The sequence below is a fragment of the Streptomyces sp. NPDC031100 genome (assembly GCF_055570785.1).
In genome coordinates, this window is the sequence record NZ_JBVIGN010000003.1 from 763553 (window position 1) to 777238 (window position 13686).

The 13686-nt window shown below is 71.5% G+C and carries 16 protein-coding genes; 5 read left to right on the forward strand and 11 right to left on the reverse strand.

The features are described from left to right. Positions 1-78 precede the first annotated feature (78 nt). Positions 79-372, forward strand: a complete 294-nt coding sequence (locus tag ACZ5DS_RS11335) for an SHOCT domain-containing protein (RefSeq protein WP_468236130.1) — start codon at positions 79-81, stop codon at positions 370-372. Positions 373-383: 11 nt separating this feature from the next. Here the strand turns inward: ACZ5DS_RS11335 and ACZ5DS_RS11340 are convergent, their stop codons facing one another. Then, positions 384-803, reverse strand: coding sequence for a CBS domain-containing protein (locus tag ACZ5DS_RS11340; protein WP_468236132.1), 420 nt, complete (start codon positions 801-803; stop codon positions 384-386). A gap of 316 nt (positions 804-1119) precedes the next feature. Between ACZ5DS_RS11340 and ACZ5DS_RS11345 the strand changes: the two genes are divergently transcribed. Beyond that, entirely contained in the window at positions 1120-1728 is a 609-nt protein-coding gene (locus ACZ5DS_RS11345; RefSeq protein ID WP_468236134.1) for a DJ-1/PfpI family protein, read from the forward strand. A gap of 37 nt (positions 1729-1765) precedes the next feature. On the opposite strand, the gene ACZ5DS_RS11350 is transcribed toward ACZ5DS_RS11345, so the two are convergent. Together ACZ5DS_RS11350 and ACZ5DS_RS11355 are read right to left on the reverse strand one after the other, a co-directional pair. After that, positions 1766-2212 (reverse strand): MarR family transcriptional regulator, encoded by a 447-nt coding sequence (locus ACZ5DS_RS11350; RefSeq protein ID WP_468236137.1) that lies wholly within the window; start codon positions 2210-2212, stop codon positions 1766-1768. After that, positions 2209-2691 carry a MarR family winged helix-turn-helix transcriptional regulator gene (locus ACZ5DS_RS11355; protein WP_468236139.1) on the reverse strand — a complete coding sequence of 161 codons (483 nt, stop codon included), beginning with the start codon at positions 2689-2691 and terminating at the stop codon, positions 2209-2211. Before ACZ5DS_RS11355 ends, ACZ5DS_RS11350 begins: the two co-directional genes overlap by 4 nt. A gap of 206 nt (positions 2692-2897) precedes the next feature. Here ACZ5DS_RS11355 and ACZ5DS_RS11360 point away from each other — a divergent pair, with 206 nt between their 5' ends. Further along, positions 2898-3734 (forward strand): DUF2182 domain-containing protein, encoded by an 837-nt coding sequence (locus ACZ5DS_RS11360; protein WP_468236141.1) that lies wholly within the window; start codon positions 2898-2900, stop codon positions 3732-3734. A 1-nt stretch (position 3735) separates the two neighbouring features. Here ACZ5DS_RS11360 and nrtS read toward each other — a convergent pair whose 3' ends face one another. Both nrtS and ACZ5DS_RS11370 read right to left on the reverse strand, forming a co-directional pair. Continuing rightward, positions 3736-4008, reverse strand: coding sequence for a nitrate/nitrite transporter NrtS (nrtS, locus tag ACZ5DS_RS11365; RefSeq protein WP_468236144.1), 273 nt, complete (start codon positions 4006-4008; stop codon positions 3736-3738). A gap of 10 nt (positions 4009-4018) precedes the next feature. Continuing rightward, positions 4019-4642 (reverse strand): DUF1326 domain-containing protein, encoded by a 624-nt coding sequence (locus ACZ5DS_RS11370; protein ID WP_468236146.1) that lies wholly within the window; start codon positions 4640-4642, stop codon positions 4019-4021. 296 nt (positions 4643-4938) lie between these two features. Between ACZ5DS_RS11370 and ACZ5DS_RS11375 the strand changes: the two genes are divergently transcribed. Next, on the forward strand, positions 4939-7287 hold the full coding sequence (locus ACZ5DS_RS11375) for a SpoIIE family protein phosphatase (RefSeq protein WP_468236148.1): 2349 nt from the start codon (positions 4939-4941) through the stop codon (positions 7285-7287). A gap of 125 nt (positions 7288-7412) precedes the next feature. Here ACZ5DS_RS11375 and ACZ5DS_RS11380 read toward each other — a convergent pair whose 3' ends face one another. Both ACZ5DS_RS11380 and ACZ5DS_RS11385 read right to left on the reverse strand, forming a co-directional pair. After that, positions 7413-7844: a hypothetical protein gene (locus ACZ5DS_RS11380; RefSeq protein ID WP_468236151.1), complete on the reverse strand. Its 432-nt coding sequence runs from the start codon at positions 7842-7844 to the stop codon at positions 7413-7415. Between the two features lie 28 nt (positions 7845-7872). Beyond that, positions 7873-8307, reverse strand: a complete 435-nt coding sequence (locus ACZ5DS_RS11385; RefSeq protein WP_468236153.1) for a DUF2231 domain-containing protein — start codon at positions 8305-8307, stop codon at positions 7873-7875. A gap of 15 nt (positions 8308-8322) precedes the next feature. Between ACZ5DS_RS11385 and ACZ5DS_RS11390 the strand changes: the two genes are divergently transcribed. Then, the gene (locus ACZ5DS_RS11390) at positions 8323-8757 is read left to right on the forward strand and encodes a ZIP family metal transporter (RefSeq protein ID WP_468236156.1); all 435 of its coding nucleotides are present in this window, start codon (positions 8323-8325) and stop codon (positions 8755-8757) included. A gap of 50 nt (positions 8758-8807) precedes the next feature. Here the strand turns inward: ACZ5DS_RS11390 and ACZ5DS_RS11395 are convergent, their stop codons facing one another. The 4 genes from ACZ5DS_RS11395 to ACZ5DS_RS11410 all read right to left on the reverse strand — a co-directional run bounded on the left by ACZ5DS_RS11395 (position 8808) and on the right by ACZ5DS_RS11410 (position 13564). Next, positions 8808-9317 carry an O-acetyl-ADP-ribose deacetylase gene (locus tag ACZ5DS_RS11395; RefSeq protein ID WP_468236158.1) on the reverse strand — a complete coding sequence of 170 codons (510 nt, stop codon included), beginning with the start codon at positions 9315-9317 and terminating at the stop codon, positions 8808-8810. Beyond that, positions 9314-10732: a phytoene desaturase family protein gene (locus tag ACZ5DS_RS11400; RefSeq protein ID WP_468236161.1), complete on the reverse strand. Its 1419-nt coding sequence runs from the start codon at positions 10730-10732 to the stop codon at positions 9314-9316. The genes ACZ5DS_RS11395 and ACZ5DS_RS11400 overlap by 4 nt, the downstream gene beginning before the upstream one ends. Positions 10733-10820: 88 nt before the next feature. Then, positions 10821-11666, reverse strand: coding sequence for an inositol monophosphatase family protein (locus ACZ5DS_RS11405; protein ID WP_468236163.1), 846 nt, complete (start codon positions 11664-11666; stop codon positions 10821-10823). A gap of 92 nt (positions 11667-11758) precedes the next feature. Continuing rightward, complete coding sequence (locus tag ACZ5DS_RS11410; RefSeq protein WP_468236166.1) at positions 11759-13564, reverse strand: gamma-glutamyltransferase family protein; 1806 nt, start codon at positions 13562-13564, stop codon at positions 11759-11761. Positions 13565-13686: the final 122 nt, after the last annotated feature.

The following is a 13686-nucleotide window of genomic DNA, read 5'->3' on the forward strand; positions in this document are numbered from 1 at the left end:
CGACGCCCGAATCGACGCCCGAATCGACGCCCGACTCGACGCCCGAATCGACCCTCGACCCATGGGAGATGAGTGACCATGCCCGGACTGCTTCAGGGCATCGCACGGACGGCGGTCGTCGCCGGTACCGCCACCGCCGTGTCCAACCGTGTCTCACGGCGGCAGGCGGGGCGTTGGGCGCGGCAGGACTACGCACTGCGGCAGGAGCAGGAACCGCCCGCTCCCACCGCGCCGCAGCCCGCCGCGCCGGACGACGAGATCGAGGCCATGACCCACAAGATCGACCAGCTCAAACGGCTCGCCGACCTGAAGGCCCAAGGGGTCCTGTCGGACGCGGAGTTCGAGAACCAGAAGCGCCTGGTCCTCCGTTGACGTCGAGCGGGTCAGCGCACCGCGTAGACCTTCTCCACGAACTCGTGCATCTGCTGGTCCGTCAGGTGGCGGGCCAGATCGGCCTCGCTGATCATGCCGACGAGCCGCTTGTTCTGGATCACCGGCAGCCTGCGGATCTGGTGGCTCTCCATCTCGTCCAGCACCGCGTCCACGCTCGCGTCCGCGTCGATCCAGCGCGGTGTGCCCTGCGCCAGATCGCCGCAGGTCACCTTCGCCGGGTCGTGGCCCTTGGCCACGCACTTCACGACGATGTCGCGGTCCGTGATGATGCCGCACAGTCGTTCGTTGGCGTCGCTGACGGGCAGCGCACCCACGTTCAGGCGCGCCATCAGCTGCGCGGCCCGGTCGAGGGTCTCGGTCGCCGGGATCCACTGGGCCCCGGAGTGCATGATTTCGCCGGCGGTTGTCATCGGTTCAACCTCCTGGAGCACACGCCCGAACGGATGAAAAGGGCGTCCTTCCTTCACCGTACGAGCAGCTCGGCGACCCCGCGCGGCGTCCGGAAGGCAACCGGCGCGGCAGCAGGTCAGCCCCGCAACGGCATGATGCTGACGAAGCCGGCGCGCATCGCGCTGCGCGAGCACGTTGAGGGCGTCGGCGTGGACGCCGGGGCCATCGCGCTTCACACAGCGGCGGCAGCCATGCCACCGTCCGCTGATTGGCCCTCGCACCGGATCGGCGCACCGGGGAGACTGCAGATCCGATGCCGTGCTTGAAGGAGTTGTGTTGCAGGTAGCCGTGGTCACCTTCGACGGGTTCAACGAGCTCGACAGCTTCATCGCTTCCGCGCTGGTCAACCGATGCCGTAAGGACGGCTTGGAAGCCTTCATCACGACGCCGACGCCCGTGGTCACATCAATGAACGGCCTTGAGGTGACCGGACAGCGCCCGATGGAGTTCGTGACCGAAGCCGAAGCCGTGCTGATCGGCAGTGGCGTGAAGACGCGAGACGTGGTCGCCGACGACCGCCTGATCTCCCGACTGCGGCTCGACCCTTCGCGACAGCTGATCGGCGCCCAGTGCTCCGGCGCACTGGTGCTCGCCCGGCTGGGCTTGCTGAAGGACATGCCGGCGTGCACGGACAGGAAGAGCCGACCCTATGTCGAAGCCTGCGACGTCACCGTCCTGGACGCGCCGTTCCACGCCGAGGGGAACATCGCCACGGCGGGCGGCTGCCTGGCGTCCCAGTATCTCGCCGCATGGGTGATCACCCGAATGCTCGGAGCGGACGCCGCGCGCGACGTCGTCGACTACGTGGCTCCCGTCGGCGAAAACCAGGAGACTGTCGAGCGCGTCATGCGTGCCGTCCACACGGGCGAACTTGCACGCCGCTGACGCGCCGTCATCAGCCTTTCGGTACCGGGACGGAACCTCAGGCGCCGGCCAACTCGGCGTTCGCCCGCTCCGTGACCAGTGCCAGCACTCGGCCCGCGATCGCCAGTTCCTCGGCCGGGATTCCGGCGTACAGCCGGGCGGAGATCTCGGCGGTCTCGGCGGAGGTGCTCTCGTAAAGCTCCCGTCCGGCGTCCGTGAGCCGCATCCGGGACGCGTCCGCCGGGTCCTCTTCCAGCAGCGTCGCGGCCGTCAGCTCCTCTATGACGCCGCGCACGACCGACGCGTCGGTCTTCAGTGAGCCGGTGACGTCGGCGACGAGCTCGTCGCGGCCGATGGACTCGCCCGCGACCACGACGGCCCGGAGCGTCACATTCTGGTGGAACGTGGCGCCGTGGCGGGCCGCCACGCCCTCCGCGAGGGCACGACCGGCATAGTGCGCCAAGGCGATGACCCGGCCATTGACCAGGGGTGCGGTGGTGGTCATGACTGCTCCTTCTCGTTCTCGGTGGGTGGATCAAGAGGCGCGTCGAGCAGGGTCGCCAGCTCGCGGGTGAACTGCCGTGTACGCGGGCTGTCCTGTCCCCCGAGCGGCTCCAGCAACTGGTCCAGCAGCCCCTGGACCACCTCGATCGCGCGGCCTGCGACGTCGTGCCCCTGCTCGGTGAGCGACAGCTGCATGGCACGCGGGTCGTTCGGGTCCCGGGTGCGGGCGACGAGTCCGGCGGCCTCCAGGGCGCGGGCGAGCTTGGAAACGTACAGCGGTTCGAGTCCTGTGTGGTCGGCGAGGCGACGCTGGCTGGGCCGCAGCCCGGAGCGCCGCATGCCGTACAGCGACGCCATCAACGCGTACTGGGCATGCGTCAGACCCAGCGGCGCGACCGCCCGGTCGACAGCTACCCGCCACTTCATCGACAAACGCCAGACCAGGAACCCCGCCGTGGCGCTCTCATCTGCTGAACTCACGCTGAATACAGTACATGACTACTATGTACATGGCTACTATCGCGCCGGCCACCGGGACATGGGGGTCGGGCACGACACATGGCAGGCCACCAACCGGCTCGCCAAGGAGGCGCGGATCACCGCCAGGGCGCGAAGAGCCCCCCGGACCGGGTCGCGTCGCATGCGGCGGCGTGCTCCCCTGGAGTTATCCGCAGGAGAGCACGCCGATGCGTCACAGCCGGACTTCCGCCTTCGTATCCGCCCGGTCGCCCGCGCCGACCGCAGCGGGCGGAGGGCTGCTGCCGGCACGGGATCTCGCGGCCGCCTGGATCCTGGTCGTCCTGATCGCCGTGCCCGCCTGGGTGCTGGCGATCGGGCAGGCCCGGGACATGGGGGTCGGGCCCGGCACCATGGGGATGGCGCTACCGCTGTTCCTGCTGCTCTGGGTGACGATGACGGCAGCCATGATGCTGCCCTCCATGGCGCCGGTGGCCATCACATGGGTGCGCGGGATCGGCCGACAGTCCTCCGGCTGGACACGGGCCGCCCGCACCGCCGAGTTCATGGGCGGATACCTGCTGGTGTGGACCGGCTTCGGACTGCTCGCCTACGCGGCTCTGGCTCTCACCGGTGACCTGGTGCACGACCAACCCACCGCCGGACGCTGGATCGGCTCGGTGGCCTTCCTGCTCGCCGGCCTGTACCAGCTCGGCCCTCTCAAATACGTCTGCCTGCGGAACTGCCGCAACCCCATGAGCCATCTGATGCAGTACGCGACCTTCCGGCAGCCGGCCCGCGACCTGCGGGTGGGCGTCCACCACGGCGCCTACTGCGTCGGCTGCTGCGCGGGGCTGATGGTCGTCCTCGTTCCGCTCGGCGTGATGAACGTGGCGGCGATGGCCGGACTGGCCGTGACGATCTTCGTGGAGAAGCTGTGGTCGCGGGGCCCGCTGCTGGCCCGGGTCGTGGGCGTCACCTTCCTTGTCCTGGCCGTGCTCGCACCGTTCCAGGACTGGCTGCTGCCGGGGCTGCGGGGCTCGATGCCGTCGATGGACGGCATGTGACTCACCTGGTCCGCGCTCTTCCTGTGGACCGGGCTGTGCGCCAGGCGGCCCGTCGGCAGCTGAAGAATCCCGCGCTGGACACGCAGAACGGCACCAGGTAGTTGAACAGCACCCGCAACCAGGTCGCGGCCGTGGCGTCCCCGGAAGCGATCACCGCGCCTTGGTTGACGAGCGAGAGCAGGGTGCCCACCAGGAGAGCGATCGGCACGCACCTCGACAAGGAGGGCGCGGAGAACACCGTCGCCATCAGCCGCGGTGCCTCACCCGTGCTCATGCATGGCCTCTCAGGCACGTCCCTGGGCGGCTCCTTCGGCCTCCTCGCTGCTGAAGACGTAGTCGGCCGTCTCACCGTACGACGCCTGGTAACTCAGCCCGAAGGCGTCGGAACGCCCGGTGGTCCTGCCGACCTCGAATTCGGGCGCGAATCCGAACATGGCGTTCTTGATCTTCGTCGGGCTGCCGTCGGGGCCGGTCAGCGGCTGGTACGAGAGTTCCGTCCTGCCCTCGACCCTGAAGCCGGGCCGGTCCCCGTCCGTGAGGGAGACGCCCGCCCGCTCCATACCCAGGTATTCACCGTAGAACTGCGAGAGCTGACCGAACGGCCCGCCTTCCCGGCCGGACAGGATGCGCTCCAGGGCGTCGGCCTGTTCGTCGCTGGCCGCACTGTCCACGACCAACCCGACCTTCCAGTTGCCGGAGGACAGGTTGGACGGGAAGTGGTTGTAGAACGCGAAGTCCACACCGGACAGGTCCAGGCCGTCCAGATTCCCCTCCGCCACATGGAACACGGCGGTGCCCAGGCACTCGGTACCCCCCTGGGCGTCGCGGGGCTGGCCGTCGTACGGGCAGCTGCACAGCACCGCGCAGGAGCAACCGGCCACGTAGGTGCCGGATATCGTCCATGACATGACAGATCCCCCTTTCCGATGGTGACGGCGGCGAGCGTCGTCCTGTGTTTTTACGCTAGACCGGCCCAATGGGCATGTAAAACGACACTCCATGGCATACCACCCGCACGCCACAAGCCCGCCTGGGTCGACTGTCCGGCAGCAGCGCCCCCCAGCGCGTGCGATCACTTGACGGGAACTGGCGCCAGGGCCGAGCGATCCTTGAATCAGCAGGGGACCCGAAGGCGAGATGATCGACCATGGACCCACCGGAGCGCTTTCCTGGTGACTCCCTTCCCGCCGCTGACGCAGTGGCAGTGGCAGTGGCAGTGGCAGCTCCGGACGGTTTTCTGACCTGCTGGAGCGCCGGTGCGGAGCACCTGCTTGGGCACTCCGCCGCCGAGGCCGTCGGCCGGCCCGCGGCAGAGCTGCTCGCCTCAGTCCTCCCCGCCGCAGCTCGTGAGCGGTTCGATCGGCAGGAGGACTGGACCGGGCAGGTGGCGCTCCGTCACCGGGACGGCAGCGCGGTGGAGTGCCGGTTGCGTGCGCGTCCGCTGCCCACGGGTGACGGGCGGGCCGGTTGGCTACTGGAGGGCGTTCCGGTGCGGGCGGAGGCGGAGCGCGATACGGACCCACTGATCCGTTGGTCGTTCGACCAGTCCCCGTTCTCCCTGGCGATCTACGACACCGAGGGCCGGTTCCTGCGCGTCAACGAGCCCATGACCCAGCAGCTCGCCGCCTCGGAGCGGGAGCTTCGGGGCCTCCGGATCACCGAACACATGCCCGATCCAGGCTTCCAGGCTCCAGAACGATCCGTCGATCGCGTGCTGAAGACCGGTGAACCCGAGCACATCGAGAACTACGTCAAGGTCCCCGGAGAGGCCGAAGCGCACGCCTGGATCGTCCACTTCACCCCGCTCAAGGACTCCCACGGACTCGTGCACGGGGTGCAGCTGGCGGCCCTGGACTTCTCCGAGCAGTATGCGGCCCGCGAGCGCCTGGCACTGCTCAATGAGGCCAGCAGGAGTATCGGCAGCAGCCTGGACGTGGCCCGTACCGCCCAGGAGCTGGCCGACACAGCCGTGCCCGCCCTGGCGGACTTCGTCTCCGTCGATCTCCTTGACGCCGTGCTGCGCGGCGACGAGCCCCCGCCCATCCCCGCCGACGGGCCCCTGCTGCTGCGGCGCGCAGCCGTCCGCTCCGGGGTGAAGCCTGCCGTCGCAGTCGGCGACCAAGCCCGCTACCCGGAGTTCTCGCCGGTGGCCCGCTGCCTGGCCACCGGTCACGGCAGCGTGCACCAGATCGGGGAGCCCGAAATCGCCCGCTGGCTGGCCCACGACCCCGACCGGGCCGCCTGGGTGAGCCGGCATCGCGCGCACTCGCTCATCGCGGTGCCGCTCCGCGCCCGCGGCACGAACCTCGGCGTCGCCCTCTTCACCCGTCTGTCCCCCTCCGCCGCACCGTACGGACACGACGACCTGCGGATCGCCGAGGAACTGGGGGCACGTGCCGCGGTCTGCATCGACAACGCCCGCCGCTACACGCGCGAGCACTCGACGGCACTGGCTCTCCAGCACAGCCTTCTGCCGCGGGGGATTCTCGAGCAAGCGGCCGTCGACGTCGCCGGCCGCTACCTTCCCGCGGAGTCGAAGATCGGCGTCGGCGGTGACTGGTTCGACGTGATCCCGCTGTCCGGCGCCCGCGTCGCCCTCGTCGTCGGCGATGTGGTCGGCCACGGCATCGCCGCCTCGGCCGCCATGGGGCGCCTTCGCATGGCCGTACGTACCCTCGCCGACGTCGATCTGACCCCGGACGAGCTCCTCGCCCACCTGGACGACCTCGTCGTCCGGCTCAGCGAGGGTCCCGACTCCGCGACGGAGGCGCCCTTCGGAGAACTCGGAGCCACCTGCCTGTACGCGGTCTACGACCCCATCTCCCGCACGTGCACGCTCGCCAGTGCGGGCCACCTCTGGCCCGCACTGGTAGGCCCTGACGGCCGAGTGGACTTCCTCGAACTCCCTACCGGACCGCCGCTCGGCGTGGGAGGAATGCCGTTCGAGTGCGTTCACCACGAACTTCCCGAAGGCAGTCTCCTCGTGCTCTACACCGACGGCCTGATCGAGGCACGCCATCGTGATGTCGACGCCGGCCTGCATGCCCTGCGCGGCGCCCTGGTCGGCGCCACTGCCTCGTCGTTGGAGACCACCTGCGACAAGGTGTTCGAGGCGCTGCTCGACGAGCGGCCCTCCGACGACGCCGCGTTGCTCATCGCCCGTACCCGTGCTCTGGACAGCGGGCACGTCGCCGTCTGGGACCTCCCCGGCGATCCGGCCGTCGTCGCAGGCGCCCGTTCCCGGGCGACCGCCCAACTCCACGCCTGGGAGCTGGACGAGCTGGCCTGCGTCACCGAACTCGTGGTCAGCGAGCTGGTGACCAACGCCATCCGTTACGGCGGCGCGCCCATTCAGCTGCGGCTGATCAAGGAAAGGACGCTGATCTGTGAGGTCTCCGACGCCGGCAGCACCTCACCGCATCTGCGTCGCGCCCGCATCTTCGACGAGGGCGGACGCGGCCTCATGCTGGTCGCCCAGCTCACCGAGCGCTGGGGGACGCGGTACACCGGCAGCGGCAAGACCATCTGGGCCGAGCAGCCCCTTCCCTCGTAGGTGGCCACCCCTGAGCGCAACCGGGTTCAACGGCCGGGCCGGTCGGTGGAACGTGGTGCTCGGAAGGGCTCCCGGCTGGTTCGGTGCCCACACCGGCTGAAAGGCACACGGCGCGGCACCGGCGGTCAGCTGCCGCCGACCCCGAGCGCGGCCAACAGAACCAGGACCAGGGTCGCGGCGCCGAGGATGCCGTGCGCGGCGACGACGGGGACGGGAAGGTGCCGTTCGGCAGGAACTCCTTCGTCCGCCGCGGCACCGGGGGTGGCGGTGCGGTACACGGGGATCCAGCGGGCCGGCATCGTGAAGCCGAGCAGGGCGACGGCGACGAGGATGCCGAAGGACGTCCGCGCCAGGGCACCCCGGTCGGCGGCGAGGTAGACGATCCAGACCACGAGTCCGGCGGCTGCGAGCAGGAAGTGGCCGAAGACGAGCGGCGCCGGGAAGCGGGTCGTCTTCGTCTGTTGCCGGCGCAGGCCGCCGCGGGAGATCCAGCGGGCCAGGAGGACGAATCCACCGAGGGCGGTGACCACCCAGGCGACGAGGGCGGCGATGTCCATGACGGGGCTCCAGAGAGGGTCGGAAGGGTCAGGGGGACGCGGCGCGGAATCCCTCGGCCTGTACCTCTTCGTCGGCGACGCGGACGCCGTAGCGGTAGGCGAGCTTGCCGCCGAGGTAGCCGGACAGGCCGAGGACGGCGAGCGAGACGGCGGAGAGTGCCAGCTGCCCGTATCCGACGCTCTGCCCTTCTGGGTGTCCGCCGCCCTGCCGCCTGGCGAAACCGGCCGCGTACGCGGCGGTGACGGCGAGGTTCAGGGACATGTGCACCAGGCCGGTACCGAAGGCCGGCGTGCCGGTGCGGATGGCGAACAGGTCGAGGAAGCCGACGCAGGCCGCCGCCAGCGCGCCCAGCACGCCAATCGCGATCAGCCAGGCCCAGCCATGGGTCAGGAAGCCGGGCCGGGCCACGATCCGCGAGGCGATATCGAAGACCAGGCTGGATACCCAGGCCCCGATCGGCACGGTTCGCTCGCGCTGATGATCGCCACCGGTATCGGCCTGCACAACTTCGCCGAGGGCCTCGCCATCGGCAACTCCGCCGCCCAGGGCGAGCTCTCCCTCGCCGTGCTGCTGATCATCGGCTTCGGCCTGCACAACGCCACCGAGGGCTTCGGCATCGTCGCTCCCCTGGCCGCAGAAGGGGAACGCCCCTCCTGGCCCACCCTGCTGTGGCTCGGCCTGATCGGCGGCGGCCCCACCTTCCTCGGCACCCTCGTCGGCCGGCACCTGGTCAACGACACCCTGTCCATCGCCTTCCTCGGCCTCGCCGCCGGCTCGATCCTCTACGTCGTCATCGAGCTGCTGGCCGTCGCCCGCAAGACGGGCCTGAAGACGCTCACCACCTGGTGCATTCTCCTCGGCCTCCTGCTCGGCTTCGCCACGGACGCCGTCGTGACGGCCGCCGGAGCCTGAGCCGACGGCACCCGTGCCGACAGGTCCGACCATCCGAAGTGAACAACCTGTCAGCGAAGCTGCGCGGCGAACGCCTCGTACGCCCGCTCGTCGAAGAGCACGAACCGGACCTCCCCGACCGCCGTCTCCGCCACCCGCACCGTCTCCACCGCGATCCGTGCCGCGTCCTCCATCGGCCACCGGTACACCCCGGTGGAGATCGCCGGGAACGCGACCGTCCGCGCACCCAGCTCATCGGCCACCCGGAGTGACTCGCGGTAGCAGGAGGCGAGCAGCTCGGAGCGGTCCTCGCTCTGGCTGTACACCGGGCCCACGGTGTGGATGACCCAGCGGGCGTCCAGGTTGCCCGCCGTGGTGGCGACCGCCTGGCCCGTGGGCAGGCCCTTGCCGTACCGGGACGCGCGCAGCTTGCGGCACTCCTCCAGGATCGCGGGGCCGCCGCGCCGGTGGATCGCGCCGTCGACGCCTCCGCCGCCCAGCAGCGAGGAGTTGGCGGCGTTGACGATCGCGTCGGCGCTCTGCTGGGTGATGTCGCCCTGGACGAGGGTGATGGTGGTCATGTCTGCCTCAGTCTTCGCCACACGGCCTTGGCCGCGTTGTGCCCCGACATGCCGTGCACGCCGGGTCCGGGCGGGGTCGCCGAGGAGCAGATGAAGACGGCCGGATGCGGGGTCTGGTACGGGAACAGGGACAGTCTGGGGCGCAGCAGGAGCTGGAGCCCGGAGGCCGCGCCGCAGGCGATGTCCCCTCCGATGTAGTTGGCGTTGCGGACGGCCAGCTCGGCCGGGCCCGCGGTGGCGCGGGCGAGGATCCGGTCGCGGAAGCCGGGCGCGAAGCGCTCCAGCTGCCGTTCTATGGCGTCCGTGAGGTCGCCGGTCCAGCCGTTCGGGACATGGCCGTACGCCCAGAAGACGTGCTTGCCCTCCGGGGCGCGGGTGGGGTCGGCCACGCTGGGCTGCACGGTGATCAGGAACGGCGGGTCGGGCGCGCGGCCCTCGCGGGAGGCGGCGCGCAGGGCGGCACCGATCTCGGCCCGGCTCGCGCCGATCTGCACGGTGCCGGCGTCCCGGGCCTCGGGAGCGGTCCAGGGGACCGGGCCGTCCAGCGCGTAGTCGATCTTGAAGACGCCGGGGCCGTAGCGGTAGCGGTCGTAGTAGCCGCCGAAGCCGGCGATGCGGGCGAGCGCGGCGGGCGAGGTGTCGAAGACGTACGCGCGCGCGGGCGGCAGGTCGTCCAGGCGCTTGACCTCGTAGTCGGTGTGCAGGGCGCCGCCGAGGTCCGCGAAGTAGGCGGCCAGGGCGTCGGAGATCGCCTGGGAGCCGCCGCGGGCCACGGGCCAGCCGCGGGCATGCGCGGCCAGGGCGAAGACCAGGCCGACGGCGCCGGTGGCCAGGCCGCTCAGCGGGGCCATGACGTGGGCGACGAGGCCGGAGAAGAGCGCCTTGAACCGCTCGTCGTGGAAGCGGCGCATCAGCCAGGTGGAGGGCGGCAGCCCGGCCAGGCCGAAGCGGGCGAGGGTGACCGGGTCGCGCGGCAGCGCGGTCAGCGGCAGGGACATGAAGTCCCGGGCGAGCGTGTCCCACCTGGACAGGAACGGTCCGACCAGCCTGCGGTATGCGCCCGCGTCACGCGGGCCGAAGGAGGCGGCCGTCCGGGCGACGGAACGGGCGAGGACGGCCGCGGTGCCGTCCGGGAACGGGTGCGCCATGGGCAGGTCGGCGTGCAGCCACTCGAGGCCGTAGCGGTCCAGGGGCAGCGCGCGGAACGCGGGCGAGTTGATGCCGAGGGGGTGGGCGGCCGAGCACGGGTCGTGCCGGAAGCCGGGCAGGGTCAGCTCCTCGGTGCGCGCACCGCCGCCGACGCTGGACTGTGCCTCGAACAGGGCGACGGAGAAACCCCGGCGGGCCAGCTCCACGGCTGCGGTCAGACCGTTCGGCCCCGCACCCACCACGACCGCATCGAGCATCGACGGCACCTTCGGACCCCTTCGTCAGCCTCGTCAGCCGATGGCCACTCAGGTTCAGGATATGCCGGAGGGCTGACACTCCCCCGGCCCGGGTGTCTCAGCGGGCCGTGCGCAGCAGTTCCGCGATCCGGTGTGCCGTGGCGGCGTCCCTCGCGGCGGTGAACGGCAGTGCGTTGCCGCCGGTCACGCGGAACGGTTCGCCGGTCAGGGTGAGGTGGGCGCCGCCCGCCTCCTCGACCAGGAGCAGGCCCGCCGCATGGTCCCAGGCGGCCTCCCAGGAGAACGCCACGGCGTCCAACTCGCCCCGCGCCATGGCGAGATACTCCAGGCCCGCCGAGCCGCAGGGGCGCGGGGCGAGGCCGTCGGTCCACAGGGCGCGCAGCGCGCGCTTCTGCTCGTCGGTGGTGAAGTCGGGGTGGGAGGTGGCGACGACGAGGTCGCGGCCGGGTGCGGGCGGGCCCGCGAACAGCCGCTCGCCGTCGAGGAAGGCGCCCTGTCCGCGGACGGCGGTGGCGAACTGGTCGCGCACGGGCGCGTACGTCCAGGAGGCCAGGACGGTGCCCCGGTGGGCGAGCGCGACCAGGGTGCAGAAGCCGTCGTCGCCGTGCACGAACTGGCGGGTGCCGTCGACCGGGTCGATGATCCAGACGGGCGCGTCGCCCTGGATCGCCTCGTACGTCGCCGGGTTGGCGTGGACCGCCTCCTCGCCGACCACCACCGAGCCGGGCAGCAGCGCCCCGAGGGCCTCGGTGAGCCGGCGCTCGGCGAGGCGGTCGGCGTCGGTCACCAGGTCGTGGGGTCCGCTCTTCTGGTCCACCTCGTGGTCGGCGAGGCTGCGGAAGCGGGGCAGGATCTCGGCGGCGGCGGCCTTGCGGACCGCTTCCTCGACGTCGGCCGAGCAGCGGGTGAGAAACTCGTCGATGGTTTCCGTGTCTTGGATCATGCCCCCCATGAGAACACGCGCCACTGACAATCCACGCTCGTCCGGTGGATGCCAGGTGGAATCGGGATGAACAGCGGGTGCCGCACCGGCCGTCAGCGGCCTACCGCGTACCCCTGCATCCCGCGTGGGTTCGCCGCGGCCGACAGGACGCCGGTCCGGGGGTCCCGGGCCACCGCGCACAGGCGGCCCTCCGACCAGCCGGGGCCGACGGTGACGTCGTGGCCGCGCTGCCGCAGCTCCTCGATCACGTCCGCGTGCATGCGGGACTCCACGGTCACGCTGCCGGGGCGGCGGCCGCGCGGGTGGAAGGAGCTGGGGAAGCTGTCGTTGTGCCAGTTCGGGGCGTCGACGGCGCCCTGCAGGTCGAGGCCGCCGCGGACTGGGGCGCGCAGGACGGCGGCGAGGAAGAAGTGCAGCTGCCACTGGTCCTGCTGGTCGCCGCCGGGCGTGCCGAACGCCAGCACCGGGACGCCGTCGCGCAGTGCAAGGGACGGGGTCAGGGTGGTGCGGGGGCGGCGGCCGGGGGTGAGGGAGTTAGGCAGCCCCTCCTCCAGCCAGGTCATCTGCAGCCGGGTGCCGAGCGGGAAGCCAAGCTCGGGCACGACCGGGTTGGACTGGAGCCAGCCGCCGCTGGGCGTGGCCGCGATCATGTTGCCCCAGCGGTCGACCACGTCCAGGTGGCAGGTGTCGCCGCGGGTGTCGCCGTCGGCGCCGACACGGGGCTCGGCGACGGTCGGCTCGCCCGCGCCCATCGGATGGAAGCCGAGGTCGGCGCCGGGCTCCACGCGCGCGTGCGCCTGTGCGGGAAGGTGCGGGGTACGGCCTCCGGGGCTGCCCGGGCGCAGCTCGTACGACGCCTTGGGGCCGACGAGCGCCCGCCGCCCGGCGTTGTAGCCGTCCGACAGCAGCTCGGCGAGCGGCACCTCGGCCGCGTCCCCGTACCAGGCCTCGCGGTCGGCCATGGCCAGCTTGCAGCCCTCGATGAGGAGGTGGACGTAGTCGGCCGAGGCGTAGGCGGGCAGCTCGGCCGGGAGCAGGGCCAGCTGCTGGAGGAGGGCGGGGCCCTGGCTCCAGGGGCCGGCCTTGCACACGGTCCAGCCGTTCCAGTCGTACGTCACCGGTGTCTCGTAGCTCGCCGACCAGCCGGCGAGGTCGGCCTCGGTGAGCGTGCCGGTGTGCCGTGCGCCGCTGGTGTCCAGGGTGGGCCGCCGGGACTGCCGTACCAGGGCCTCGGCGATGAAGCCGGTGCGCCACACCGCGCGCGCGGCGTCGATGCGCGCCTCCCGGTCGCCGGCCCGGGCGGTCTCGGCGAGGAGCCGCTTCCAGGTGGCGGCGAGGGCTGGGTTGCGCAGCAGTTCGCCGGGCCGGGGCGCCCGGCCGCCCGGCAGGTACACCTCCGCCGAGGAGGTCCACTCGCTCTCGAACAGCTCCCGGACGCTCTCCACGGTGGCGCCGACGTTCTCCACGGGCGCGTGCCCGTGCTCGGCGTACCCGATGGCGTACTTCAGCACGTCCTCCAGGGGCTTGGTCCCGTGGTCGCGCAGGAGCAGCAGCCAGGCGTCGAAGGCGCCGGGCACGGCGGCCGCGAGCGGTCCGGTGCCGGGGACGAGGTCCAGGCCGAGCCCCTTGTAGTGCGCGATCGTCGCGCCCTGCGGCGCCACGCCCTGCCCGCACAGCACGCGCACCTCGCCGCCGGCCGGGGCGAGCAGGATCGGCACTTCTCCTGCGGGCCCGTTCAGGTGCGGCTCCACCACGTGCAGCACGAAGGCACCGGCCACGGCCGCGTCGAAGGCGTTGCCGCCGTCCTCCAGGACCGCCATCGCCGACTGGGAGGCCAGCCAGTGGGTGGAGGACACCATGCCGAAGGTGCCCTGAAGGGTGGGCCGGGTGGTGAACACGGGCGCGCTCCTCGGCTCGGAAACGTCTCCCGGGTGATCGTACGGACATGATCGCCGCCCGGGAACACCGCGATCATCTGCGACATCGACGCTGGAGCCCTGCCGTAGCCACCCCGTCGTCC